The sequence below is a fragment of the Paenibacillus sp. J31TS4 genome (assembly GCF_018403265.1).
Classification (GTDB): Bacteria; Bacillota; Bacilli; order Paenibacillales; family NBRC-103111; genus J31TS4.
On record NZ_BOSI01000001.1, the window covers coordinates 341253 to 367941 of the forward strand.

The window sequence follows — 26689 nt, forward strand, 5'->3', positions numbered from 1 at the left end:
ATCGCCCGGATGTCTTCGTCTAGCCTCTTTTCTCTACAATGAACTCGAGATGCTCACGGGTTAGTGATTCGATTCAGCCTCAGCTCTCCCCCTCCGCCTTACTTCTCGACTTCCGCCAGCTTGTCTAGAACTTCCCTGCTGATCAGCTCCCTGGCGCTCTCCTCCCTTCGAATCAATAGAAAAAAGGACCTCGCTTTGAGATCCTTTAGGGTCATCGCTTATTTAATATCGACCTTACTTTAGTTGTACATTCGTTATCCGTTAGCGTAGTGTGGTTTATGGTTTGAAGAAGATTTTTAAGGTCCCACTCTGCCATTCAGATAAAGTAGCCTTTGCTGAAAATATTATTTATAATCTCCTCTCTTATACTCTCGGGGACAGTGCCCAAAACTCTGGGCCCGACATAACCCGTCCCTCAAGCCCGTTCATTACAAACAGTTCGTCGAAAATAACGCCTTCCGATCTTCAAAAATTCACCGTTCGCCATGTAGTCGATGGCTGGAAAACGGTCATGAAACGGCACAACGGTGAACGAAGATCTGAGGCGCTGCTGGAGCTGGTAGCTCGCTCGGTCGGTGCCAAGCATGCTGATGTCGAAAATAAACCATCCGTTAAAGGGAAAGACTAAGCTCCCAAGGAGGTGTACACATTGGTTTCATCATGTTTTGAAATGGCACCAGAGATATCCCAAATTAAAGAACAATTGATGGATGTACATAAAAGGCTGGTAAAACTTATCCCCTCTTTGGACAAGGAAAATATCGACATCCTGAATGAACTTAAAGTGATTTCAAAAAAAACATCAGAGGCTGGCAAAATGGCTTCCGCTTATCACTTACTCCATTTACTTTTACCTTATACGAATAAATGCGATGAGATATTCAGCGCCGTACGCAGTCTCAGTTCCAAGCGGACAGGAGCACTCATTGTTGTCCAAAGGGAAGTGCGGATCGACGATTGGATTACCAAGGGGACTCCCCTTTACGGGGAAATAACAAGCTCATTATTGAATTCCATATTTCATGTTGCAAGCCCTCTACATGACGGTGCGGTATGGATACATAACGATATGATTTTATCTGCCGCTAACATTCTCCCATTGACAAAAAAAACGTATAAGAACACTAAATTGGGGACACGTCATCGCGCGGCAATTGGACTGTCCGAGCGTACAGATGCTTTAGTATTTGTTGTCTCTGAAGAAACGGGTCAAGAATCATTTGCAATTAACGGATCGCTGTATCCCTTTAAGGTCATGAGCTAAAAAAAACTGGGAGCTAGCCAAATGAAGAAAACACATTGTAAGAACGATAATAAAAAATTTGGATTGGACATGACTGAGAAACTTTCTGAAATCTCAAAAACACTTGAACTTGATATTTCTACGATTGAACAAAACAATATCTCAATCTTAAATGATATTGATGATATCTCTAAGGAACTTTCAGAATTAGAATCTACAGCGGCAATGTATTTTATTAATTGTCTTCTAACTGAGTATTCAAAAGAAAGTGCTGAAATATCTCAAGCAATCCATAAACTCAGTCGTTTAAGGCACGGGGCTCTGATTGTCATAGAAAAAAACGAGCCTGTATCACCTTGGATCACAGGAGGAATACCGATTAATGCCCGGGTTACTAGCCAGCTTCTAGAATCCATTTTCAACCCTAAAAGCCAGCTTTATGACGGTGCCGTTGTGGTCAAACAAAATTTAATCGTTTCTGCTGCCAATCAATTGCCATTTACCGAACAAATCTTTTGGGATCGGATGTTCGACCCCCGTGAAATGTCTGCGGTCGGTTTATCAGAACGCTGCAATGCACTAATTTTGCTCGTTTCCGAAAACGGATCGACTTCATTTTGCATCAATGGATCCCTGTACCCTTTTTCCGTTAAGTAAGCATGTATCAGATGACAATAATGTTTAGAGTTTTGAAATGATCGAATGCCGGGCAGATCATGTCATCGATCACTACGAACAATATGATCAGCCATCCGTATCGCCAACGCCACTGTTGAATTGGTAGGATTTGCAGCTGCCAAGGCGGGGACCACACTGTTGTCACTCATTTCCTGTGTTTTCAGGATTTGGGCTATTTAATATAGCGCCTCCAACCGCTTTAATTGCTTTCTCTTTTGGGATATTTCCAAGATATCTTGTATTTCTGGATCCTTCTTTGCGCTCAACCAACTCGAGTTGGAGACCATCCCGATCCACAAATGTAAGGAAGGTTTCATTGAACCGGTGCACAAATAAAGCCGCCAGGATTCCTCCTGACGGCAGTTTGTAAAGGGGTATGATTAGGATTGGCCTGCCTTGACCCATTCCGCAACGGTCACCGTACGCTTGGCCTGATGCTTTACCGCTGCCTGCACGTCTTCCACCATTTCGCCATTCAATACCGTGACGCTTGTACCATACGGATTTCCGCCTGCACCGAACAGCGACTGATCCGTATAACCAGGAGCTACAACTATAGCGCCCCAATGGTACATAGTTGTATAGAGGCCAAGGATCGTTTGCTCTTGACCGCCGTGTGCGTTCTGGGCGGATGTCATGGCACTTACGACTTTATTGGCGAGCTTACCGTGGAACCAAAGGCCGCCAGTGGTATCAAGGAACTGCTTCATCGGGCCGGGCATATTACCAAAACGGGTCGGTACGCTGAATATGATTGCATCCGCCCATTCCAAATCGTCCAAGGTTACCGTAGGAACATCCTTAACTTCATCCACATGTGCCTTCCATACGGGATTCGCGAGGATAGCCTCCTCGGTTGCGAGCTCCGGCACCTTCAAAATTTTGACTTCAGCGCCCTGCTCCTTCGCACCTTCAGCAGCCCATTTCGCCATCTTGTAGTTCGTGCCGGTCATACTGTAAAAAATAACAGCCAGTTTCACGTTAGCCACATTAACACGCTCCTGTTCCGGTCGTTGTTTACCAAAAACTTTATTCAAAAATCCCATTGCTGCTCTCACCAGAATTCCCTGTTTTTTACCCCCCTATACGGGCGGTCGAATCGGAAAATGAATAAATTCCGGTTATTCCGGCCGATCAATCGTAAACATTTTACCCAGTGTTGAATAGAAACTTCCGGCCATGCGGCTAACGGGAGCCAATATCGTTGGATCAATCCGTCCGTTATGAAGAACCTCTTCCGCCGCACGAAATCGGACCACACGTGCGATTAATAGGTCGCATCCCGGTGTATCTTCAGTGCCTCCAAGCTCAAGGGCTTGCTCGAGTACGCATTCCATCCGGAAACGCGATTCCGCAACACCAGGAACCTTCACGGTATCGCTGTCGACCGGTGTCAGCCCAGCGACCTCCACTTCACTTTTGTCCGGAGGCAGCCGCAGTCTGATTGACGGCTGTCATATTGTCTTCGTCGACGATATGACAGACAAGTTCACGTGTCGTGATAGCGTTTCGGGCCGTATCCTTCATTTCTCCGTTTTTGTGCTGCGCCGATACGGAAAGAAGCGGAGGATTGCTGGACACGATGGAAAAGTAACTGAAAGGCGCTGCATTTAAGACTCCATCATTCGACAACGTGGTGACAAATGCAATCGGCCGCAGGCTGACACTACCGATGAGGAGCTTATAATTATCCCTCTCACTTTGCGCGGACGGGTCGATGGAAATCATACCGTTCCTCCCTTCAGGCTCATCATTTATTTGAAATGCTGCTGAAACCACTGCGCGGCGATGTCTGCTTCCGTAGGAGTCAGACTGTGCCCCTTTCTTTGTTTTATTGAAAAATTCCGCCGCCCTCGGGCGGCTATTTTCACCTGTACCAATTGTCTTAATTAGCATTTGCTTCATTTCAAGTAGCGATATTCCAGAAGATTCTTCAAATTTGAGATCTTCTGCAGCAAATTCTCCCCGATATTAGTTTCCTTCACCAGCTTCCGCTCCAGTTCTTTGTCCACCAGTCTTTTTATAGACAATACGTCCGTTCCATTACATAATACATCTTCCTTTGAAATAAATTTCTGATGGGCAACGAGCTGCATGCCAAAGGAATTATACAACAAGGTATATCCGGCGATGCCCGTAGTGGATTGATAGGCTTTGGAAAAACCGCCGTCAATGACAATCATTTTCCCATTTGCTTTAACGGGGTTCTCTCCACGAATTTCTTTAACTGGCGTGTGACCGTTAATGATATGTCCATGATCCGGATTCATATCAAACTCCAGCAGGATTTTCCGACAGATTTCCTCATTTTCACGCAAATGGTAATAAGGGTTCTTTCTCTCCTTATGGGTTTCTTTGTCTTGGATAAAGTACCGTTCAAAGGTGGTCATTTCTCTCTTTCCAAAGAGCGAGGAACATTCCCCTGTCCAGAGGTACCATACCATATCCGTAGCCAAATCATCCGTCTCTTCCGGATGCGCAAAGGCGTAACGTAAATAATATTCAAAAACATCGAGTAGCTGACGGCCCGAATACGTCTTGTCTTCGATCTGCATTCCTTCCATGTTTCCTTCTTCATCCAAAGGAATACAACCGTGAATTAACAAATTCCCGTTGTATATTAAATAAAGGCTGCCCTTTTTCATAAGGAAATTCATATGTCTGGCCAGCTTTTCAGAATGCTGAACGGAGAACTGCAACTTTTCCATCACCTGCTTTTCCTCCTCAAGCAATTGTTCAGGCTTTTGCGGATTTACAGTTGCGAAACAGGAGTTTTCCAGCGGGTAAGTTTTTCCGCCGATCTTGATTTCATTTTTGTCGTAATCGATCTGCTCAAGCAAAAGCCTTTCAGACATATTAAAGTATGGGCGTCTTTTGATAATCGGAATTTCAAGCTTAAACTGGATCATGGCAATGGCTTGATGAATTTTGGTAATCTGCAGGATTTCCTGCTCTGAACCGCTATGGTCGGTCTGCAGCTTCGGTCTAAAGATCGGATTGTCATCATAATATTTCTCCGCCAAGTTCAGCAGTGGGCGAAGATTGATTCCGTATACGTCTTCGATGATGTCCAGATTGTCGTATCTGGCGCATATCCGGATAATATTCGCAAGGCAGACCAGGGAACCTGCATAGGCGCCTATCCACAGGACATCATGGTTCCCCCACTGAATGTCTACAGAATGGTAGTTGATCAAAGTGTCCATAATTTTATCGGGGTCCGGCCCGCGGTCATAGATATCTCCAACCACATGAAGATGGTCAACCACCAGGCGCTGGGTCGTGTAAGCAAGGCCGATCAAGAGCTTGTCTACTTGGCCCAAGGTAATAATTTGCCGGTATATTTCCTCATAATAAGGGTCTTTATTGTTGGTCGAATCCGTCTTGTATAGAAGCTCTTCTACAATATATACAAACTGCTCCGGCAGAGCTTTACGTAACTTCGAGCGCGTATATTTGGAAGAGGCATAAGAAATGAGCTTAAGCATTTGTTCAATCGTTTGTCTGTACCAGGTGTTCAAGGCTTGTTTATTGCACAGATCTCCTTTTACCAGCTGTATTTTTTCTTCCGGATAATAAACTAACGCCGTAAATTCATTAATTTCATGATCCGTCCAAACCTCATGAAACAAAGCTTTGATTTTCTCTTTTACAGTACCCGAACCGTTTCTTAGTACATGCTGAAAAGCGTGGTACTCCCCATGCAAATCACTCACAAAATGCTCAGTTCCTTTTGGAAGATGTGAGATCGCTTCTAGGTTGATGATTTCTGTTACAACTTTTTCTTCCGTATCATATTTCTCGGCCAATAAATCCAGAAACTGTGGATCCAAAACAGATGTCCCCCTTCAAGCAAATATGGTGATGTACCGGAGGTTCTTTAAATGGGACTAGGCGCGTCCCTTTTAGCTTAGTGTACACAGTAACAGGAAAAACATTTGGTTTTCGAGGATCCTTTATTGGACATAAGTACCAATTAGCTTTTGGAAGCTGCCGATTAACCATGGATCATGGCACTCGGAAAATGTGAGGCAGCAACGTTAACGATACATGTTCTTGTCACAGCTCTTTGACTAGAACATGTATCGTTGTTGTCGGCCATGCCATGTCTTTTCGCATTCGTGAACGCTTCCCTCCCTTTGCCCCTCCCATTCCCTCTCGGTTTCACCTAACCGAATTGGTGACCGGCTTGCTCATTTTAATCCCCTTTGTTCTAGGACCATGCCAGTCCGTTATGTTTTCCTTGAGTCTTCTCTTCTATCGGACCGACACATCCTTGCGAGAAGCCGGGGTGATCGCTCGAGTTAGAGGGTGACGTTACCCTTTAACGGGTGATTTACCCCCCAATTGTATGTAAATATGAATATTGTTTTGCTCCGGTACGCTGCTTTTTAAGCAACCGAGCCAGATCAACAGCACGATACCGGGTAGCAGAACCTTACCATGCCCCGCAAACAGGACGAACACCGTTCAAGCAAAACAGTTTTTAATGTTGACAAAACAGATCGGAATTCCCTATAATCAAAGGCAACTTATTTAATTGGATTTACTATCTTTTCAATAGTCGGGTGGTCAGAAGATGAAACTTTTAAAGCAATGGTATTCAAATCAACTCGTTCCCTGGCTTCTCCCTATTCTGGCGATCGTGCTATGGCAGCTGCTAGGGCAATCCGGGCTCATCAGTTCGTCCATCCTTCCGACGCCACTCAAGGTGGTAGACGCCGCGATCAAATTAACGAGCTCCGGCAAATTGCAAGAGCACGTCTGGATCAGTACACAGCGAGCTTTCATCGGATTTCTCATCGGCGGCATCATCGGATTCGTCCTCGGCCTCCTGAACGGGACGGTCAAGTTTTTTGAACGAACGACGGATACGACGATGCAAATGATCCGCACCATCCCCCACTTGGCGCTCATTCCGCTCGTCATTCTCTGGTTCGGAATCGGGGAATCGGCTAAGATCTTCCTGGTTGCGCTTGGCGTCATGTTCCCCGTGTATATAAACACGTTTAGCGGCATTCAAAATGTGGACCGCAAGCTTATCGAGATGGGAACCGTGTATGGGCTGTCCAAGTGGAGCTTGTTCGTGAACATTATCCTGCCTGGTGCCTTGTCTTCTATTCTGGTTGGCAGTCGGTATGCGCTTGGCGTCATGTGGATGTCCTTAATCGTAGCGGAGACGATCGGCGCGGATTCGGGGATCGGGTTCATGGCAACAAGCGCCCGGGAGTTCATGCAGATGGACATCGTCGTGCTCACGATCGTGCTGTACGCGATTCTAGGAAAGCTATCGGATGTCGTTGCGAAGCTGTTCGAACGCCGTTTTCTGAAATGGAATCCGGTTTTCCGCAAGAATTAAACAGAGAATGCTGGAGGGGGTGACGCTATGGTCAATATTGAGTTGAAGCAAGTCGGCAAGAGCTACGGCAACAAGGAAGTGCTGCAGAACATCGATTTATCAATCGAGCAAGGAAGCTTTACGGCCATCGTGGGAAGAAGCGGCTGCGGCAAGAGTACCTTGCTGCGCATCATCGCCAAGCTGGAGCCGATCACAAAAGGCGAATTGCAGTTCACCGGCAAAGAAGCGAACGATCCGAAAATCCGGATCATGTTCCAGGATGACCGTCTGTTACCCTGGAAAACGATCATCAAGAACATCGAACTGGGTGCCGTCCATCCGAGCGTCGCCAAAGAGTCTTTGGAGAAAGTAGGCCTGATCGAGAAGCAGCAGGATTGGCCCGATCAGCTGTCAGGCGGACAAAAGCAGCGCATTGCCCTAGCCCGGGCATTGGCAAGCAATCCGGACATTCTGCTGTTCGACGAGCCGCTCGGTGCACTTGACGCGCTCACCCGCATCGAAATGCAGAACCTGATCGAAGAGCTCTGGCAGCAGCAGCACTTCACTTCCCTGCTCGTTACCCATGACGTTACGGAAGCTGTGCGCTTGGCGGATCGCGTGATCGTCATCGACCGGGGGATCATCCAGCTGGATGAACGCATAGACTTGCCGAGACCACGGGAACGGAACGACCGGTTTACCTATTATGAAAGAAAAATACTAAATCAAATATTAGGGGTCTAAGCACATGAAAAAAACATTGTTGTTAACTCTCGTTGCCATTTTCGCTTTGGTTGTAGCAGCCTGCGGAAACAATTCTGCCGGTGGGTCTACCTCCGGTTCTCCCAGCGGGTCTCCCGGGACGCCTGCCGCGACTCAAAAAGGCGTCGTCACCATCGGGTATCAAAAAGGAAATACGCTCAACATCTTGAAAGAACACGGGAACTTGGACAAAGCATTAAGCGAAAAAGGCTACAAAGTAGAATGGAAGGTGTTCCCGACCGGCACGGTTCTGTTGGAAGCCTTGAATACGAACAACATCGACTTCGGCCATGCGTCGGACGGGAACGCGGTGTTCATGCAAGCCGGAGGCCATCCGTTGAACTACGTCGCCTCCGAATCTCCTTATCCGGAAGGCGTCGCCATAGTGGTCAAAGCGGATTCCAGAATTCAGAACGTGAACGACCTGAAGGGGAAAACGATCGGAGTTACCAAAGGCGGCAACCAGCATTACTTGCTCTTGGTCGCTTTGGAGAAAGCCGGCATTTCTTTGAACGATGTCACCATCAAGTTCTATAAGGATGCCGCGGAAGGCTTGGCTGCCTTTACGAAAGGGGAGTTCGACGTATACGGGACATGGGATCCGTACCTGGCGATCGTCGAAAACACGGTCAAGACACGTACCATTGTCAACGGCACAAGCAATTCCGAGAACCGGACGTTCTATTTTGCGACCAAAGACCTTCTAGAGAAGAAGCCGGAAGTCGTGACGACTATTCTGCAAGAATTACAAAATGCCGACAAGTGGGCGAATGAGAACAAACAAGAGGTTTCGAAGATCCTATCCACTGAATTGGGGCTGGACGTAGCGCCGATCCAAAAAGCGAACGATCGCCGTACGTTCGGCGTGCAGCAGATAAATGACGCTATCATCACCAGCCAGCAAAAACTGGCCGACAAATTCCTGGAAGCTGGCCTGCTGACGGCAAAAATCAACATCAAAGAAGCCGTCCCTGCTACCCAGTCCATCATTCCAAGCAACGTCAAGTAATCTTGTATAGTGGAGGATTTGAACATGACACAAGTGATCGAAAATGCATTTCTCAGCTACGGTAAGGAAGATGCTCCTGTTAAAGTAGAAGTGTTCTTGAACCTGGCGTGCCCGTACTGCGCCACCTTCTTCCAAACCGCCGACGAAACCTTGACCCCGTATCTCGAGAACGGGCAAGTGCAATACGTGGTGAAGCATTATGACAAACCGCGCGAAATGCTTCTGTACGGCACCCTCGCGAACGCCTTCTTAGACTACAGCGATCCCCAGCGCGTCTATCAACTGATGAAGGACCTATTCGCCAAGCAGAACGAGTGGAGCGAATCTGACAGCCATTCGATCAAGAGGCTCTTAAACGAAGAGTACGGGCTTCAAGAACAACCGGAGAATATTGACTTGAGCTTGAAGATCACCGCGGAAGCCATCCAACGTCAGGTGAAGATGGTGCCGACCGTCTTCGTTAACGGAAAAGAGTTTCAGTTCCCTGTTGAGCTTGATGCAAACAGCTTGAAGCGGGAAGTGGAAGAGGCTTTCGGGTGAAGTGATAAAAAAATAGAGCTTTACGGTATCGATTTCTCTAGCAGACACTAATAAGCCAATCTCAATTTCGGTTTTCCGATTGAGATTGGCTTTTAGCTCTTTCCCTATGACTTGGGCATGTTACCTGTGCCTATCTGCTTAATACCATCTCAAATCAGACGGGAACGGAGGATTCTGTACAGGTACCCGAGCTGGACCGAAACGAACGTCAAAAGGAGGAACGTCTCAGTACGAAACGCGATTTTGTATGTATAGGCATTCAACCACGACCTGTCATATAGAACGGAAGCTGCGGTGTCCGGACTTCCGCCGAGCGATTCCATTGAAGCGGTACCCTCCCGTCGTCCGCTGAATGAGCAGGACGTCCAGCAGCAGCAGCGCCAAGAATGCCCCACCCGCGGCCATCCGCAGGCTTTTCCTTGTCAACCTGGTCCTACCTACTGCCGTAATAAGCACGCAACCGTATGCCACTGAAGATAGAACCGCGAAAGGAAGCAGGACGACAATCGGGTTTCCGTTGCTCATCCTGGCATCGGGAGGAAGTGTTCCTATCTCCAGTAGTTTGTAGCTGCCCCAAGTGAGCAGAGCAAGCGCAAGGATGGCCCCCAGCTTGGTGAAGGTTTTTGTTCCTTTGATCCACAGCAGCGTCGGCAGCGCAATCATCACTAGGGATATGCATATGAAAAGGACCATCCCCACCCTCCTTCCGTTCATTCCCGGGCGCCGGTCTAGGACTGTCTGTAGGCCCTCGATGGAAACCGTTTTCTTCTAATGCAAAACGTTCTCCCAAACGTCATTTGAGTTGTGTCGATTGGGGAATGATAAACCGAAAGTATTCCGTATACGAATCTTTCTTAGGCTCCACTCGCCGCAAATGGTCATAGAAGCTATGGGGAAATTTAAAGACGTGGCCATACTCCCAATCTTGCTTGCTGTAATCCGTTTCCCAAAACTTGGGATCCGTCGGTAGGACGGACGCCCGTTCCGCCTGCTGCAAAGGCAGTTGATCGACAGGCGAAACCAGCTTGACTGAATCTCCTGGCTTCACATTTTGGCTGTAGCGTAGAACTGTAATCATCTTCAAGATTGGCGTTAGTCCTCGTTCGAAAAAAGAGACGTGGCCGAGGTCAAACAAGATGTTTAACGCATGTGAAAAGGTCAGCATATGTCCGATCAGATCGTGATGCGACTCTGCACGATAAATGATGGGGAATGCGGCCAATTGCTCCAGTACAAGCGAAGAAAGCTCTTTGGGATTCGATATGGCCGGAAAGCCGTCTTCGTCCGTAATCTCCATTCTTTTCACCTCGGAAGCTGAGAAACCAATCCATGAGCGTCCTGGAATCGTCCTCTCAAAGGAGCGAATGAGATCCGTTATCCCTGCAATATCCTCATTGCTTCCCCAGCCTTTCAGTTCATGGATGGCTAACAAACTTGCTGCGCTGTATATCACATTATGACCGACCCAATGCAGCTGATCGATCGTTGTATCCAGGGCATCAAGTATAGAAGCTACGGCTGTTTGCTCGTCGCAGCCATAACGGTGTTGTATGCCCTTCGCCGTAAGAATCTTTTTTACCATAGCTTCGGCCTGCGAAGATACCAGTTGAGCGTGTTCTTGACTCAAACTATTAGATGTGATGAAAAAATAACTACCAATAGCGGCAGCACCAATGTGAGCCTGCCAAATGTCGCCTGTTTTTTTTGCATGAAGAGATGATCGTTAACCCGTCCCTAAAAATGGATTGATTCAACATGAGTTCCATCCTCCAATTAGCAAATGCAGATTCGTTTAGCTACGTAACTATTCGTGAGTTCCTCGCGACTACCCTGCTCGTTAGTTTTGGCCCATTGTTCCGAGCAGATCCTTATCCCGCTCGTAAGACAGGTTGAACGTCTACAGCATCGTCGTATCATACGACTGTTGGAAGATGCAGCGACCGGATTTTTTGACGGCAAGTATTAGAGCCATCCTTTGAGGGATGGCCCTTATTGCCGCCGTCGACTGACTAAACCCGAGCAAGCTTATCCGGGTTTCGTACGGCATATAATCTGGCTATCTTTCCGCATCGGAGTTGTATTAATATTGCCGCCAGAGTTTCGTCCTCCGAACGAAGTACTATCCCAGTCTCACCATTCAGAGCGGCAGCCTCGAAGCGAAGTTTCCCCTGATAGGCCCCAATACTCTTGAACCCGCCGAGTAGAGCCCGGGCCACGTGATCGCGCAATTGCACAGGACGTTTGTACGCGGTTGCTTTCCCGCCTCCATCGGCGACAAGCATGACGTCTTCGGTCAACAGAGACATCACACGATCGACGTTACCTAGCTCGAGGGATGTGAGGAACCGGCTAACCCAATCCTGTTCGACCGCCTCAGCCGTGACGGGTTCCTCTTCGGTTATTCCCATTTTGCTTTTTGCCCGGCTCATTAATTTGCGGCAATTCGCCTCTTGCTTGCCCAGCAGTTCGGCTATTTCGGGATAATCGAAGCCCAGTGCCTCACGCAGGACGAAAACCGTCCGCTCTATCGGAGATAATCGCTCGAGCAGTACGAGCATGGCGTAAGACAGCAGATCGCGGCGGACGACCGTCGTCTCGAGCTGATCCGCTTCAGGCGTCAAAATTGGTTCAGGGAGCCAGGGACCGATGTACATCTCCCTCTTCTTCCTTGCCGACTTTTGCAGATTGAGGCAGCGATTGGTTACCATCTTGCACAAATACGCTTTCGGCTCCTCCAAACGTTCGGGATGTACGTCACACGCCTTAACAAATACATCCTGCACCACATCTTCCGCATCTGTTGCGGAGCCCGTCAACTGATATGCCAGCTTGAACAACAGCGCTCTATATTGATCGTACAGTTCCTCCATCCGCCTTCTCACCTTCTCCGGGCTATTTGGAATCGATCAACTTGGTTCCTTTTTCTCTATCGGAGCCAGCTAGCGAAATCCCATCCAACCTTTTTGACTTTCCACGCAAGCTTCCCCGTTATCATAATATCAAGTCCCCATTTGCGTATCCAAACCAACCCGCGATTTTGTCCAAGCCCGAATCCGAAAGTTTCCAAGAACGATTTGTGAACGGGTGCTGGCCGGCCCTCCAGATCAGCCATCACGATTTTCCCGAGTCTTAACGCCTGCGGTCCGGCTTCTTTGCACGTCATCTGATCGGCTTTGCCGGTACTCGGATCGACAATTCTCGCACAATCGCCAATGCTGTAAACGCCCGACATCCCTTGGACGCGATAACATTCATCCACAAGCACTTGACCTTCAGAAGTAAGCGGCAAGCCCATGCTGCGGAGGGCCGGATTCGGGATCAGTCCAATCGTCCATATACATAGGCCAACCGGCAGTGGATTATTGTTTCTCAACGTCAAAACGCCTGCTTGCTCCCGCATTACCTTATGATTGTGAAGCACGGTCACTCCATATTCTCCGAGCATCATCTCCAACTTTCGTCGAACTTTTTCCGGCCCCCCCAGGAATAGTCCTTCGTTCGCATTTAACAAATAAACGGAGATATCGGACAAATTCAGCCCCAATGCCTCCGCTTCCTTCCGCATGGCGAGCACCAGCTCGGCGGACGTCTCGATGCCGCTGATGCCCGCCCCCGCAACCGCAATGGTCATGAGTCGCTTTCGTTCCTCGGGGTTGGTCTCGACGGCAGCCTTCCGCAGATTGGCACGCCATCGATCCCGGATGTCCGCTGCCACTTGCGGGTCAGTCAATGCGATCCCTCCCCTATCAGGATCAGGTCGACGCACGATGCTTCCGACCGCAACGACCAGGAGGTCATAATGAATTCGGACATCATTTCCTTGCGCATCCGTATATTGAATCCCTTTTGCCTCATGATCGATGTAAGTAACCGTGCTCTGCAAGAATTCGGCTCCGTCCGAACAATAACGAGTCCAGGGAACCATTATCTCTTCTCCGCTTGCGGCAGGTCGGAACAACATCACTTTGCGCACATGGCCGGGCTGCTTGTCGATCAGAACAAACCGAATCCGTCGTCCATCCTCCAAGCCCTGGCTCTCTTCCTTTATGGCTTTGAGCGCCCCAAGTCCTGCATGGCCGCCTCCAATGATGATACAGGTCAAGTCGTTCATCTCAAGTCATCTCCTTTACATCTTTCATACATATAACAATGTAAGGATCTGATTCGTGACATCGGGAACGAACAAAATAATTACCTTGCAAGAGCCTTTAAGAACAGAGGGTAAAAGCTAATTCCTAGAGGGGCGGAAAGGGCCGCCGATTTAGTTTTCGAGAGCCCTTCTAATGTGTTCCATTCGTTTTTACACGTCTGATGACGATGTCTAGAAACATTGAAATACGAATCATTATGTGTTCCATTCGTTTTTACACGTCTGATGACGATGTCTAGTAACATTGAAATACGAATCATTATTACATACGCCTCAAACTGTTCTTTCAAATTTCTGTTCACGAACCTTAAACGCGGAGCCCAGAATGACAATGCTGCTTGCCATTGAGATCCATGTAAGAGCGGCTACGGGAGCGTTCCAACCAAATCCTTTGCCAAAGAAGAACAATTGCCGAAGACCATCGACCATAAAGCGCATGGGGAGCCAAGGATGAATCCAATCCCGATAGAATGTGGACATCATTTCCGGAGCCAAAGCCAGCAAAGGCGCCCCGAAGAAAAGCAATAAGGCAAATATAGCAACCCCTCTAATCCCCAACACATACAATACAGCTGTTATCATAAGGAAGAAACTGAAGAACGTAACGGTTAAGAACAACGCGGTATCCGCAAATTTAGGAATATCAAGATCCAGCATTCCATTCGCAAGCCAGGTTAGCCCGAATCCAACCGCAAGAGCAGCGACCGCGCCCATCAGGATATGCAGCAGCTTCAAGACCAGGCTCCCTCTTCGGGTCATAACCGGCAATTTACTGACGGTTATAAAAAGGATTGCCGAACAGGCGATACATGCAAGCCATAAGGGCTGAAATAAGGAAACAGGGGCATTGCCATTCGCGCTTTTCGCGCCCGTTTCATTTACATTCGTCACTTTTTTTGCAATCGGAGAGGCTAGACTCGCGGCTTGCTCTACGGTTAGCGTCACTCCCTGCATCTTAAAGCTTTCAAGCAATTGGGCGCGAATGCTGTTGTTCATATTTTCAACGACTCCGTTCAGAATTTGCCCTGCTGCTGCCGCTGCTGCGGCATTCATGCCTTGATTAATAAATAGTTGAACTTCAGGCAATGACGGTTTCGGGGCTCGCAATGAGGCTTGCTTAGCGCTGAAGTCGCTTGGAATGACCAATGCCGCGTAATACTCTTGATTGTTTAATCCGTTTCGCGCCTCTTCGACGCTGGATACATCCACCCACTTCACAGCGGGGGCGCCTTCGTTTGTTGCTGCTGTTTTCCGCATCATTTCAACGATCGTCTGCCCCATAGTCATTTTCGGCTGACCCTGAATTTCGAAACCTTGATCTTCATTTACAACGGCAATCGGCAAATTTCTTGGTTTGGACTGGACAGTTGGAAAAAGCGTAAGCGAAAAAACAAATACAACCAGGAAAGCAATAATGGGAGCTAACAATACCAATTTTTCTTTAAAAATAGTCATGTTTCACATCCTCAAGCCTATTATCTTCGTTCCCGGTTCCTTATTGTGGTCACACAGTGTCGACGTTACCTTGCTCGAGGGAGGTGAGGAACCGGCTCACCTCTAGCTATATGTCATTGGTATCCAGTTTCTATCGAAGCTTGCTGCCAGCATTCCATGCAGCTTTCCTGAATTTCCACGCTGGCTTTCCCGTTACAATCATATTAAGTCCCCATTTGCGTCCCCACACCAATCCGCGATTTTCCCCCAGGCCGATGCAGTAAAGATCTATTGGAGCCGATTTGTGAACCGGTGCAGAATGTCCCTCCAGATCTGCCACAACGATTTTCGCCAGCCGATCATCCTGCAGCGCAAGTTCTGCACACCTCATCAGAGCTGCCTTGCCGGTTTTGGGGTCGACGATTCTCGCACAATCACCAATGCTGTACGCGCCAGGCGCCCCTTGGACGCGATAGGATTCATCCACCAGCACTTGGCCATCAGGAGTAAGCGGCAAGCCCATCGTGCGAAGGGCCGGATTCGGAATCAGACCAATCGTCCAAATACATAGTCCAACAGACAGACGATCGCCATTGTTGAGCGTCACCACTCCTGCTTCCTCCCGCATCACCTTACGATTGTAAATCACTGTCACTCCACATTCGCTGAGGATCTGATCCAACTTTCGTCCAACTTTCTCGGGTCCTTCTAGGAACAATCGTTCCTGTCCACAAACCAAATAAACCGAAATATCGGACGGGTTTAGTCCTAGAGACGATGCTTCCTTCCGCATTTCAAGCGCCAGTTCAGAGGACGTCTCGATGCCGCTGATTCCCGCTCCGGCAACCGCAATTGTCATCAGTCGCTTTCGTTCTTTTGGATTTTTCTCACCAACAGCTCGCCGTAGGTTGGCACACCATCGCTCCCGGATGACTGCTGCGGTTTGAAGATCGGTTAAAGAAATACCACCCTGATCAGGATTCGGTTGCCGAACGACGCTGCCGACCGCCACGACTAAAAGGTCATATTGCATGCTGGTATCATTTCCTCGCGCACCCTCATATCGAATCTGTTTTTCTCTACCATCCACAAATGTAACCGTAGCTTGCACGAATTTAACTCCTTCTGAAAAATCATAATGCGTCCAGGGAACTATGATCTCTTCCCCGCCCGCGGCCGGCCGGAACAAAAGCATTTTGCGCACATGACCGGGCAGCTTGTCGAACAGAACAAACCGAATCCGACGTCCGTTGGCCATGCCTCCGGTCGTTTCCTTTATTGCCTTTAGCGCTGCAAGCCCTGCATGGCCGCCTCCGATGATGACACATGTCAAATCGTTCATCTTCCTCATCTCCTTTACGTTATGCACATATAACAACGTAAGGCTCTGATCTGTGACATCGGAAACGAACGAATGCGAAACTTTGCTTGAGACCGTTTAATCAGCGTTCTTTCGTTCCAGTTTTGTTGAGTAATTCTGCCTGTTAGTGCAAAAAGACTGCCGATTCATAGCGGCAGTCCGATCCTGTTAAATATTGTGCTAGGCTATTATAATTCAATCCCAAACCTTTGGCCGTTTTAATCCGGCTAATCTTAAATAATCTAATAGTTGACCTGAATGGACTGCTTCATGGTAGGCAATTCTCATAAGCATGTCGCCTAATGATCGAATGTACCCTACGTCTGTTCTATCAATCTGGATTCTTGTTAAATCCTCTTGTGTATAGGATTTTACCGTATTCATAAATTCATTCCGATAGGTTTCTGAAAAGTTGAGTTCCTCTTCGAGCGTTGTAAAAGTACGAGCCTCATAAGGGGATTCATAAGCGGCTAGACTTCCTTCATTCAATAACGCAAGATGGTAATAATGTTCACTATCTAGGACATGGCGGATCATCTCTTTTATGCTCATTGCTTCTGAATCCGGTCTCCAGTCCAAATACTCATGCGGAATACTTCCCCAAATAATCATGCTTCTGCGTCGAACCTCACTCAAATTCTGAACAATAGCTTCTATAGCGTTCATGGCTGCATCCTTTCGACTTTAATTTATTGTAACATCATAACAGAACCTATGTTCGTAATCCATCTAAAGATATTTGGAGTGAACGCATGTGTCGCATAGCAACATTCCAAGCTCAAAGAAGCATATGTCATTTAGGCACTGCTTTTATTGTCATCATCCCCTCCTCCATCGACTTGATCTGTTCGCTACCTGATACCACCTGCCCAAGCTCATATAAACTGCCATTCGGACTATAGCTTCCGTAAAACAAATAACATTCAAGGAAGGAAACTATGTCTGGTTCGAGTACTTTGCGGACAATCATCTGTTCTTTTCAACCATGCTGAACACAAAAAGCGCGACTTATTTTCGCAGTCGATTCCTTGATTTAGTCGTCCAAGAATATAAGGTTGAAGTAAATGTATCCGAAGGAAAAAATCAAGGCTTAAGCGAAGAGGTTTCTCTTCAATTTTTCGGGGCTGCGGTCGTGGGTGCTGTGGTATGGTGGTTCAAGAATGGCATGCCTTTACCACCCCGTGTCATGGCCGAACAAACAGGGATCCTGTTGGATCGGAATTTTTGATTCCTATCCTTCATAAATTTGAACAAAATCCTCATCGCGAAATGACGATGAGGATTTCTGCATCAAGGAACTCTCGTTCACAGGATAATGGTATAGGCATTTGACAAGGGGATGCGTACATATGGTGATAAAGGAAAGGAAAGTCATCGGAAGAGGGAGCTGTGAACATGGCGGACATGAACTTTGAGGCTGGCGCGCTCTTTGAGCTCCGATTTTGGCTGCAGATTTTGGGCGATCATGCGAGGTTTATCCGGGACGGGCTGGCTTCGGGAGAGACAGAGGAAGTATCCCGTGCACAGCAGTTTATCCAAGCCTTCGATCAGTTGTTGGATTCGGCGCGACAGAACTTGGATGGCGCGGGCATCGCTGCCCTGCTTCAAGTAGTCAACCCTTGGACCTCGCAATTGCGTACCTATAAACTCCATCTACTGCGTCGGTCGCTTACTGGGAAGATCGTCATCCACTTGTCACCGACGTTTTTGAATCATATGGTCAATGAGATCGAGGAAGCGATACGCGTTTTTGAAGCACTGACAAGCCGCCAACTTCCTCCTCCGGGACCGGAGGTTTATCAGCATTTGGTATGGCTGCAGGATGCGGTCGGCCACGCAGGCAGCTTGTCAGGCCAATTCGATCTGGTAGAGAAGAGCTGGATTAACAAGAGCACGGATTTCGAATCCGAATTTCAGAATCTTTATCTGAAAGCGATCGAGCTTGCGGGCTATATGCGCACCGCCCTGACCGATTTCCCTGCTTTGCGAAGGTTCAATCAGGAAGCCAATGCCGTCATGCTGCTGTTCATGAAATTTCTGTCCGAAGTGCAGGAACTCACGGCCGGAAAAGAATTGCTTGGCACGTTAACCGAGCTGATGCCCGATCATATGTACCGCGAAGAGTGTTATTATCTTAATAAACTCTCGCAAGCGGCCGCTAACGTGCCCCGCCCCGCCTGCGATCCTGCCAAACCAAGAGCCGGAGCGTGATTCCCTGTTCCGCCCACAGGTTCAGGGGTCATTTCTGGCGCGGCGCGCTGCCAAAAGGCGGGGAATATCGAAACTCTTCGCTCGCTTCGTCGAGCGCTCGCATAATGTCTTCCGTAAGATCAAGGTTCACAGCCCTTATATTCTCATCAATCTGGGATTCTCGCGTGGCACCCGCGATGACCGTGCTTACCGCAGGTCGGTGCATCAACCAAGCCAGCGAGAGTGCGGTGGCGGAAGTCCCGATATCCGCCGCGATCTTCGTTACCTGCTCACCCAAATTCAATCGCGCGGCGTCCATTCGGCTGGCAAAGTTCGGGTTCTTGTCCAACTGCGATCCGCTTGGTACGGAGCCCCCTGAATATTTGCCGGTAAGAATGCCACCCGCCAGCGGGAAATAGGGAATGATACCGATTCCCTGATCGAGGCAGAATGGAATGAGCTCCCTCTCTATGCCGCGATCGGCCAAGGAATAGCCCGGTTGAACGGATACGTACTTGACCAGTCTTTGACGTTCGCTGATGGACAAAGATTTCATCATCTGCCATGCGGAATAATTCGATGCCCCTACATATCTCACTTTCCCCGAGCTGACAAGATCATCCAAGGTACGCAGCGTTTCGTCGAGAGGCGTGTTCGGATCGAAGGTGTGGATCTGATACAAATCTATGTAGTCCGTTCTTAACCGCCTTAAGCTGCCTTCGAGTTCCTGCAGGAGATGCCGGCGCGAGGAACCTTTGCTGTTCGGGCCCTCTCCGCGCTTCATGCCCGCTTTCGTCGCGAGGATCACTTCCTGGCGGCGTCCTTCGAATGCTTCCCCGATAATCTCTTCCGACTTCGTGCCTGTGTAAATATTAGCGGTGTCGATGAACGTTATTCCGTTGGCCACGGCGTGATGCAGGACTCGGATGGACACATCCTTGTCCGCGCGTCCTCCAAATGCATTCGTTCCGAGTCCAAGCACCGAAACTTCCAATCCGCTTGTCCCCAAATTTCGATATCGCACAACTAACTCCCCCTATCCCCCAAATTTCCCCATCATTATAGCATAGAAAGCTAGATGTTCGCTGTTCTACCGTTAGTCGGAACGGGCCAAGCGGAGCTCCGACTTCTCCTTCATCCTCACGAACCAACAAATCTCCCGAGGGCTTATGAAGAAATCTCTTCTCAGAACGCGTTTCAACGGCAGGAACTTCGGGTAATGATCAACAAGTGGGAAGTGGTACAAAGAATCAAGCAGCAATACGGACGATTATGATCCCGTTGGATTATTGAAATCCGGAAAGGTTGTTGATTGACCATGAGCACTCGAAAGAGTACGAACCACCCGAGAGATGCAGATCTCTTATAGTGAGTGATGACCCTTTAACCGAGTAAATGAATATCCGCTTCCCGCTATGAAAACCCTTCGGTTTGTCCGAAGGGTCTTCTTTATTCATGCGTTTATCCATCCATCCTTGTCAGGCGGGCGCCGCCTTAGCGCGCGCTCATCCCAAACGCTTCCGCGATGAGTCTGTAGGAATGGATGCGCGCTTTCTCCTCGTGGATCGGACTGTTGATCAGAATCTCCCCGACCTGGTAATCCTTGCTCATTTGGATCAGCTGTTCTTTGACTTGGTCCGGCGTTCCGATCACCCGCCGCTGGCGCGTTTGCCGGATGTGCAGCCGATCCATCTCGGTATACGGATACTCGGTCGCCGTCTTGACAGAAGGAAGGAAAGGCACCTCTAGGCCTGTTCGGATCCCGAGGAACAACAAATCTCCGCTCGAGGCCAGACGATTCGCCTCTTCCTCCGTCTCCGCGCAGACCGCAAGGGTTGCAATCATCGAACGCGGATGCTCCTCCAGAACGTCGTTGCTCTCGAAATGCTCGTTATAGTAGCGGGTCGCCTCTTGTCCGCCAGGCGTGCCGAAGAATTCTGCGAATGCATAATGAGTGCCAAGCAGCGCCGCGATTCTCGCGCTCTCTCCGCTCGAGCCGAGCAGCCAGATTTCAGGCGCCGTGGAAATATCCGGGGAAGCAAGCAGCTTCTCGAACGGATGGCCTGCAGGCAGTGACCCATGCAAGTAGCCGATCAAATCCAGCACCTGCTGGGGATATTTATTCACATCCACAACCTTATCCTGCTGCAGAGCTCTTGTCGCAAGCGGCATTCCGCCCGGCGCCCGCCCTAGTCCCAGGTCGATGCGACCCGGATGGAGCGCCTCCAGCAGCCGGAAATTCTCCGCGACCTTGTACGCGCTGTAATGAGGAAGCATAATGCCGCCGGACCCGACCCGGATCCGGGAAGTGGCAGCCGCCAGATGGGCGATCAGCACCTCGGGACTCGAGAAGGCCAGCGCGCGCATGGAATGGTGTTCGGATACCCAATACCGGGAGAAGCCCAATTCTTCCGTCGCTTGAATGAGACGGGTCGATTGCTGCAAGCCCTCCGTGGCCGTTCGTCCTTCCGGGACGTTGACCTGGTCTAGTACGCCTAATGATAGCATGGTCTTCAAACTCCTTTTCCTGTGGCTTCGAACGAAAGTCTACAGCTTCCCAAAAGGCTGAGCATGAGGGCTTTGCCTCTCGCTGTAACCCAACGAAGAACAAATACGGCTGACGCCAGCGATCGGAAGAGATGTAGACGATCGCCACTCTGCCCTCTGGTACCTATTATATCTCTTTCTTCTACAAGTACGAATTCCGTTCGTCCATGCGCAGGGCAGCTTTGGTTCTCATGCCCTATAGCCTACCGGCTCGTTCACTTACCTATGAAACGCCAAAATCCTCCGTCACCCGATACGAAAAAAAAAAAACGGCATCAGTAGATCAAAGAACAAAGAAAACCCAATATAAAAGGTTCCGTTCATTTAAACGGAACCTTTGATGATGAATAATATTATCAACATCATACGGAACAAGTGCTCATTGTTCCAAGCACATCACCGTTGTATGCGCGACCAGCTCTTATTCTTTTATTAGCCGTCCAGCTTGCCATTCATAAGAATAGTTGGCTCAATTCCAACTAGCTATTCTCAAGACGAATAAGTTCCGGACCGCGAGAGCTGGTATTTAACCAACTCAGGCAGCGCCACGCCGATGAGCACAATGATCATGCCGATCCACTGAAGTCCGCTTACATGCTCACGAAGCACGAGAGCGGACAGTAACACCGCCACCGGAAGCTCCGCGGCGCCGAGAATGCCTGCCATTCCCCCTCCAACATGAGGAACGCCGATAGCAAATAGCACGGGCGGAATGAATGCCCCGAAGAAGCCGAGCAACAAGCCAAACACTAGAAGTTGGCCCAAGATCATTCCGTTGAAAAGGAAGGATGGCGGGAACAAGATGCACAGCAGGGTCAGACCGCCTGTTACCATCCAGGCGCTCCGGTATGCCGGATGTACGGCCGGCACTGCTTTGCCGCTAAACAGGACAAAAAGTGAGTAGCTTACCGCCGATAGCAGGCCCAGCACGATCCCCCAAACGTTATATTCGCCAACTCCCTGTTCCAAGAAACCCGCTGCAAGTAGCGTGCCGCCGAACAGGACCAGCAGCGTCATTAGTGTAACCTTATCGGGCCGCCGGCGCTTGACAGCCGCCTGAATAAGCACGCTGATCCAGGTGAATTGGAATAACAGGATGATGGCCAAGGATGCCGGAATGTACCGCAGCGATTGATAATAGACGAGCCCGGTGATGACGGTTGGCGTTCCCGCGGCCATCAGCAGCAGGCGGCGTTTCCATGTGAGCTGCTGGGAAGCTTGGTTCGGATCATTCCTATATTGGGGCCTGCCGGCTGAGCGCGCCTTGTTGCGCTGTGTGAATCCGGTGTAAAGAGCGAGCATCCACGATAGGATAAATCCCGTCAGAAGCTGGCTTCCAACTACCTCTCCCAGCTGATAGCCCTGCCCGTAAGCCAGCACCACGATCGTCGATAAGATACCATAGCTCATTGCTCCTACGAGAACGGCTGCATAATATTTCATTTTTCAATGACCCCTTCTGTAGAAAATGTATTAGCGTCATGCATATCCTTTCGTGCTTGAGGCCACATGACGGCCCGGACGCAAAAAATCCTAACCCCGTTGCCTGTGAACGAGCGAAAGCTTCGTTTCATGGCTACGTAGTTAGGAAGTTAAGGCTTCCTGTAGAAACCCTCGCCCTGTGTACGGGCACCGTCCCTGCGAGGTTATACGAATGAAATATGAATGCGTCTCCGCAGCGAAATGCTTGCTAGACAATGTTTCATATATTACATGGTAGGTAAGGTGCTGTCAATCCTGTTTCAAAAAAATAATTCTGTTTCTGAACGTATGTCTGCAACACCTTATTTTTTTGTTACAAACTTCTGTAAAACGTTTGGATCGTAATACCAGATATACTCCAACCATGGTGGTGCTACTTCGGTAAAATGCTCCCAACTGCCAGGCGACGCTTCAGGATGTTGACTTTTAATTTCAGAGAAGTAAGCCAGAAGAAATCCTTCGCTTATTAACCCATTCATTAGTTTACTTAATGTTTGCCTGTATTCTCTGGGCTCTTGTATTTTAATTGACTTAGACTGATCATAAACCCATTCTTGATCTGGATAAGATGTCACCGCACCATCTTCATAGGGAAATTTTAATACGTAACCATCCCCGTTCCATTCATTGTGAGTTAATCCAGAGAAGAATGGATTAGCACACATCAAATAATAGAGTCCACCGACTTTGAGTATACGGGATAATTCAAGAAATACTACTCGTGAATCGGGAACAAAAGTAAGGGAGTAGGGATGCCAGATGATATCAAACGAATCATTGTCGAAACAAGATAAATCGCGCATGTCTCCTTGATATAAACTGACCTCATACCCGTAATGTTCCGCAGCAGCCTTATCACGTTCCAATTGGGTTGGGGAAAGATCAAAGACCGATACAACGGCTCCCAGCAATGCGAATGCGGCCGACTGTTGTCCGCCACCACCTGCCAAACAAAGAACCTTTTTTCCTGTTAAATCCCCAGTTACGCCTAACCGATCCAATCCTAAATATTCACGAGCTGCTTCTTTATCAAGATCAAGCTTCGGACGTGTGAACAATGCGTTTGCTTTAGCTAATGCTTCCCAACGTGCGTGATTATATAAATAGACCTCATCTGCCATAAGTTTCACCCCCAACTTGAATATTCATTGATATTGATTATATCAGTATATTATCAAGGAAGCTTGGGTCGGATCGGGTCTATGACCGCTTTGGCATCGAACAGTCCGGCGAGGCGTTTGGCTTGACCGCGCAGCGCCACGCCGTCGATGTGCCGGCGGTCCATGAGCATATATTCGGGTGTGCGACGCAAATAGGGATCCGGCCCTACCGAGCAGAGCACGTGAAAGCCGGCATCCAGCAGCGCTTGAAACTTTCGGTCTCCAGGTAACACGCTGCTGCCGTAAGGGAACACATAAACCGAGGTTGCCCCTACCAGCGGCTCCACTTCCTTCTTCCATCGATTCGTGTCCTGGATTAGCCGCTCCAAGCTGATTTTTCGGGCATCCAGATGCCCCCATCCGTGCGAAGCAAAGCTCCAGCCTTCCGCTTTCAAAGCTTCCGCCACACGGATCGCCTGGCTCCTCGTTTCCTCATAGTCCTCGGCCTGCAGCAGATTGGTGCGGTATCCGAGAATTCCTTCGTACCCGGTTACGTTCAGCATCCCCTTTGCCCCGTTCAGCGAGAAGTCCGGATGCTCCCGAACGAATGTGTCGATGATAGGCACGAACTCGTTGTCATACCCGACCCGCTCGGTTCCGTCGCGATCCTTGGATACCGTGGCGATCCGCCCCTTAGCATCAACGATCAGCTTGCTCACCGTACCGTTCCCCAGCATGTAGTCATAATAATTAATGTCGTCGACGGAAAGGATGAGCGGCTTCTTGCCTTCCGGCATCTGCAGCTCCCGCTCTTCTTGAGCAACTGTTCTAATATCGACCAGCATGTAGTCGTTCTTATATAAACTCTCCAAAATGGCATTGAATTCCTTCACGGTGACGAACCAGTCGTCGAATCCTTGAGACATCCCGTCCCCATCGAAAGCTCGTTCGGGATAAGCCAGCAGCGGGTGGAAAAAGAGATGCTCTACCGGGCCTTTGTAAGGCTTTAACGGAGCTGTTTGGGGAGCCGCCGCGTCCGACTTCGAAGGTACTTTTTCTGGATCGGGTAAATCTGCGGGGCTTGCAATTCCTTGGTCCGGAACCGTTGCCGATGGCTTAGTCTGAAGATCAGGCTGGACATCCGTTCCGGCAGTGGACCTCGGCGGATCTAGCGTAGGCAAGGCTCTCCCCTGCGAACCGATGACCAGGAGCGCCATCCCCACGATGAATAAGCTTGCTGCAGCAACCACCCATAGGATTCGTTTCATCCGCTCCACCTCATTTCCGTTAAAATCAACTTAATGCCATTTAGACGAAATAACGGATCACAATGTTCCAGGGCCCTTGGCAAAATCCATGAATCTTGCCCTTTTCCCTTACTCAGCGCCTTACAGCCCCTACCCCATATTTGAATACCATATGAAAGCAAATTGACGGGCACAACAAAAAACTGCCGCAAATCCGCCGGCAGCTAATATGGGTTTCGAATAGCATTTTATACTTTTTCTTTTACTCCCCTTTTTCTATCAAAAGAGAGAATAATAAAGTTAATCCAAGTTATTACTGGGATGGACACTACTAATGTATAACGACTATGGAAATCAACTCCAAACAATCTTGATTCCTCGTCTACGTTGTAAAGAAACCAATATGCCATTCCCAATAGGAACGCGTTGATGACAAAAGCTGTTAACATACCCTGCCATTTGCTTTCTCTGTTCCTCATTATAAAGATAGATAATATCGTAGAAACGATTAAAGAAAAGGCTATGAAAATGAAGTTCAATCTTGCACCACCTTATGCTTTATCTTATACCCGCCGCTCTATCCTGGTTGCATATTTTGAAACAAGCGACAACCTCGAGGTTTCGTCAAGTATTTTTATTCGTACATGATGGCGCTTAACTCAACTGCTTGTAAGCCCATATGAATAGGCGTGCTTTCCATGCTTTAAACTTCCGCTTTAGGATCTATAAATTTCTTTACAGTCCCTTGTACCAAGTTTAGCACATTATTATTTATTAACGCCAAGTTACTCACCCTATCATCTAAATAGTTTCACGAAGTATACCGTAGTTCTATGCTTTAGTGCGAGAAGAGTTTTAGTCACTTGGTTCCACTAACCTGCCCGTTAATGCAACAAGACTGCCGATTCCTATCGGCAGTCTTGATCTGGTTAATTATTGAGCTATCGTCACCCGTTAGCGTAACAATCCATAGAGACTATCGGTGCTGCAGAAAGGTTTCTATGTAAGTTGCCATTTCCCCATTGCGACTACACCTTATATTCAATCTGATAAGTGGACACAACGACTCCACTATCGTAGTTCTTACTGTTCAATAACTTCAAATTTAACTTCTGTTTGACTGAAGCAAACAAAGGGATCCCGTCTCCAAGCATAATTGGGTTGATCTTCAGAATTAGTGTGTCAATCAACTGATGCTCAAGGAGTTCACTCGCAAGCTGCCCACCTCCGCATAGCCATATTTTTTGGAGATTACTAGTTGGATCATTTTTCAGCTTTCTGCAGAAAGAAGCGGCATTCTCCCTGACTAACTCCACCTTCTCATTTGATTCAAATTCGAGCTCATTGGAAAAGATGTAGTGCTTCATTTCGGGATGGGCAGCCTGAGCGATTCCCGAAGGCTCTCCTGGCTTTAGGCCGTACTGGAATCCATACTCGTATGTTTTCCTGCCCATCAATACGGCATCATACTGCTTCACGCTCTCGAAGAAATCCCCACCGTCATCTGCATATAGGAAAACAGATTCATCAGCAACCCCGTTTCGATCAGCGATGAAGAGATCCAAGGTTGTCGCTACATGATAGATCAATTGCGTCATTTTGAATTCCT

At 48.6% G+C, this 26689-nt stretch carries 24 protein-coding genes, 1 pseudogene and 1 riboswitch; of the genes and pseudogenes, 9 read left to right on the forward strand and 16 right to left on the reverse strand.

Translation table 11 applies throughout. The features are described from left to right. Positions 1-283 precede the first annotated feature (283 nt). The 3 genes from KJS47_RS01560 to KJS47_RS01570 are packed head-to-tail and all read left to right on the forward strand — an operon-like array spanning position 284 to position 1900. Complete coding sequence (locus KJS47_RS01560; protein WP_213522197.1) at positions 284-628, forward strand: hypothetical protein; 345 nt, start codon at positions 284-286, stop codon at positions 626-628. Positions 629-649: 21 nt separating this feature from the next. After that, positions 650-1264, forward strand: a complete 615-nt coding sequence (gene cdaS, locus KJS47_RS01565; RefSeq protein ID WP_249716036.1) for a sporulation-specific diadenylate cyclase CdaS — start codon at positions 650-652, stop codon at positions 1262-1264. A gap of 21 nt (positions 1265-1285) precedes the next feature. After that, positions 1286-1900, forward strand: coding sequence for a DNA integrity scanning protein DisA nucleotide-binding domain protein (locus tag KJS47_RS01570; protein ID WP_213522199.1), 615 nt, complete (start codon positions 1286-1288; stop codon positions 1898-1900). 401 nt (positions 1901-2301) lie between these two features. Here the strand turns inward: KJS47_RS01570 and wrbA are convergent, their stop codons facing one another. The 3 genes and pseudogenes from wrbA to KJS47_RS01585 form a co-directional block, all read right to left on the reverse strand. Then, positions 2302-2967: an NAD(P)H:quinone oxidoreductase gene (gene wrbA, locus KJS47_RS01575; RefSeq protein WP_213522202.1), complete on the reverse strand. Its 666-nt coding sequence runs from the start codon at positions 2965-2967 to the stop codon at positions 2302-2304. Between the two features lie 75 nt (positions 2968-3042). After that, positions 3043-3649, reverse strand: a pseudogene (locus tag KJS47_RS01580) (flavin reductase family protein). A 173-nt stretch (positions 3650-3822) separates the two neighbouring features. Further along, entirely contained in the window at positions 3823-5754 is a 1932-nt protein-coding gene (locus KJS47_RS01585) for a fructose-1,6-bisphosphatase (protein ID WP_213522204.1), read from the reverse strand. A gap of 746 nt (positions 5755-6500) precedes the next feature. Between KJS47_RS01585 and KJS47_RS01590 the strand changes: the two genes are divergently transcribed. The 4 genes from KJS47_RS01590 to KJS47_RS01605 are packed head-to-tail and all read left to right on the forward strand — an operon-like array spanning position 6501 to position 9570. Beyond that, positions 6501-7280: an ABC transporter permease subunit gene (locus tag KJS47_RS01590; protein ID WP_213522205.1), complete on the forward strand. Its 780-nt coding sequence runs from the start codon at positions 6501-6503 to the stop codon at positions 7278-7280. Positions 7281-7307: 27 nt separating this feature from the next. After that, positions 7308-8003 (forward strand): ABC transporter ATP-binding protein, encoded by a 696-nt coding sequence (locus KJS47_RS01595; protein WP_213522206.1) that lies wholly within the window; start codon positions 7308-7310, stop codon positions 8001-8003. 4 nt (positions 8004-8007) lie between these two features. Further along, positions 8008-9030 carry an aliphatic sulfonate ABC transporter substrate-binding protein gene (locus KJS47_RS01600; RefSeq protein WP_213522207.1) on the forward strand — a complete coding sequence of 341 codons (1023 nt, stop codon included), beginning with the start codon at positions 8008-8010 and terminating at the stop codon, positions 9028-9030. Positions 9031-9054: 24 nt separating this feature from the next. Further along, positions 9055-9570: a thioredoxin domain-containing protein gene (locus KJS47_RS01605; protein ID WP_213522208.1), complete on the forward strand. Its 516-nt coding sequence runs from the start codon at positions 9055-9057 to the stop codon at positions 9568-9570. Between the two features lie 273 nt (positions 9571-9843). Here KJS47_RS01605 and KJS47_RS01610 read toward each other — a convergent pair whose 3' ends face one another. The 7 genes from KJS47_RS01610 to KJS47_RS01640 all read right to left on the reverse strand — a co-directional run bounded on the left by KJS47_RS01610 (position 9844) and on the right by KJS47_RS01640 (position 17180). Then, positions 9844-10263, reverse strand: a complete 420-nt coding sequence (locus tag KJS47_RS01610; protein ID WP_213522209.1) for a hypothetical protein — start codon at positions 10261-10263, stop codon at positions 9844-9846. 100 nt (positions 10264-10363) lie between these two features. Then, complete coding sequence (locus KJS47_RS01615) at positions 10364-11152, reverse strand: hypothetical protein (RefSeq protein WP_306433000.1); 789 nt, start codon at positions 11150-11152, stop codon at positions 10364-10366. Positions 11153-11579: 427 nt separating this feature from the next. Then, on the reverse strand, positions 11580-12440 hold the full coding sequence (sigJ, locus tag KJS47_RS01620) for an RNA polymerase sigma factor SigJ (RefSeq protein WP_213522211.1): 861 nt from the start codon (positions 12438-12440) through the stop codon (positions 11580-11582). Between the two features lie 56 nt (positions 12441-12496). Further along, positions 12497-13681 carry an NAD(P)/FAD-dependent oxidoreductase gene (locus tag KJS47_RS01625; protein WP_213522213.1) on the reverse strand — a complete coding sequence of 395 codons (1185 nt, stop codon included), beginning with the start codon at positions 13679-13681 and terminating at the stop codon, positions 12497-12499. Between the two features lie 312 nt (positions 13682-13993). Next, the gene (locus KJS47_RS01630) at positions 13994-15169 is read right to left on the reverse strand and encodes a YhgE/Pip domain-containing protein (RefSeq protein ID WP_213524909.1); all 1176 of its coding nucleotides are present in this window, start codon (positions 15167-15169) and stop codon (positions 13994-13996) included. Positions 15170-15305: 136 nt separating this feature from the next. Then, positions 15306-16496: an NAD(P)/FAD-dependent oxidoreductase gene (locus KJS47_RS01635; RefSeq protein WP_213522215.1), complete on the reverse strand. Its 1191-nt coding sequence runs from the start codon at positions 16494-16496 to the stop codon at positions 15306-15308. A gap of 213 nt (positions 16497-16709) precedes the next feature. Then, a complete protein-coding gene (locus KJS47_RS01640) occupies positions 16710-17180 on the reverse strand; it encodes a DinB family protein (RefSeq protein ID WP_213522217.1) in 471 nt (156 codons plus the stop codon). Between the two features lie 250 nt (positions 17181-17430). On the opposite strand from KJS47_RS01640, the gene KJS47_RS01645 reads away from it, so the two are divergent. Next, complete coding sequence (locus KJS47_RS01645; RefSeq protein WP_283772065.1) at positions 17431-17742, forward strand: TetR-like C-terminal domain-containing protein; 312 nt, start codon at positions 17431-17433, stop codon at positions 17740-17742. A gap of 167 nt (positions 17743-17909) precedes the next feature. Beyond that, positions 17910-18725: a DUF2935 domain-containing protein gene (locus tag KJS47_RS01650; RefSeq protein ID WP_213522220.1), complete on the forward strand. Its 816-nt coding sequence runs from the start codon at positions 17910-17912 to the stop codon at positions 18723-18725. Between the two features lie 28 nt (positions 18726-18753). On the opposite strand, the gene KJS47_RS01655 is transcribed toward KJS47_RS01650, so the two are convergent. From KJS47_RS01655 to KJS47_RS01680, 6 genes are all read right to left on the reverse strand, one after another. After that, positions 18754-19728: an aldo/keto reductase gene (locus tag KJS47_RS01655; RefSeq protein WP_213522222.1), complete on the reverse strand. Its 975-nt coding sequence runs from the start codon at positions 19726-19728 to the stop codon at positions 18754-18756. Between the two features lie 470 nt (positions 19729-20198). Then, positions 20199-21212 carry an LLM class flavin-dependent oxidoreductase gene (locus KJS47_RS01660; RefSeq protein ID WP_213522224.1) on the reverse strand — a complete coding sequence of 338 codons (1014 nt, stop codon included), beginning with the start codon at positions 21210-21212 and terminating at the stop codon, positions 20199-20201. Positions 21213-21740: 528 nt separating this feature from the next. Next, on the reverse strand, positions 21741-22694 hold the full coding sequence (locus tag KJS47_RS01665) for an EamA family transporter (protein ID WP_213522226.1): 954 nt from the start codon (positions 22692-22694) through the stop codon (positions 21741-21743). A gap of 118 nt (positions 22695-22812) precedes the next feature. Beyond that, positions 22813-22925, reverse strand: a riboswitch (purine riboswitch). 110 nt (positions 22926-23035) lie between these two features. Then, on the reverse strand, positions 23036-23854 hold the full coding sequence (locus KJS47_RS01670; protein ID WP_213522228.1) for a class I SAM-dependent methyltransferase: 819 nt from the start codon (positions 23852-23854) through the stop codon (positions 23036-23038). Positions 23855-23907: 53 nt separating this feature from the next. Continuing rightward, on the reverse strand, positions 23908-24759 hold the full coding sequence (locus KJS47_RS01675; RefSeq protein WP_213522230.1) for a polysaccharide deacetylase family protein: 852 nt from the start codon (positions 24757-24759) through the stop codon (positions 23908-23910). Between the two features lie 1349 nt (positions 24760-26108). After that, complete coding sequence (locus tag KJS47_RS01680; protein ID WP_213522232.1) at positions 26109-26678, reverse strand: dihydrofolate reductase family protein; 570 nt, start codon at positions 26676-26678, stop codon at positions 26109-26111. Positions 26679-26689 lie beyond the last annotated feature (11 nt).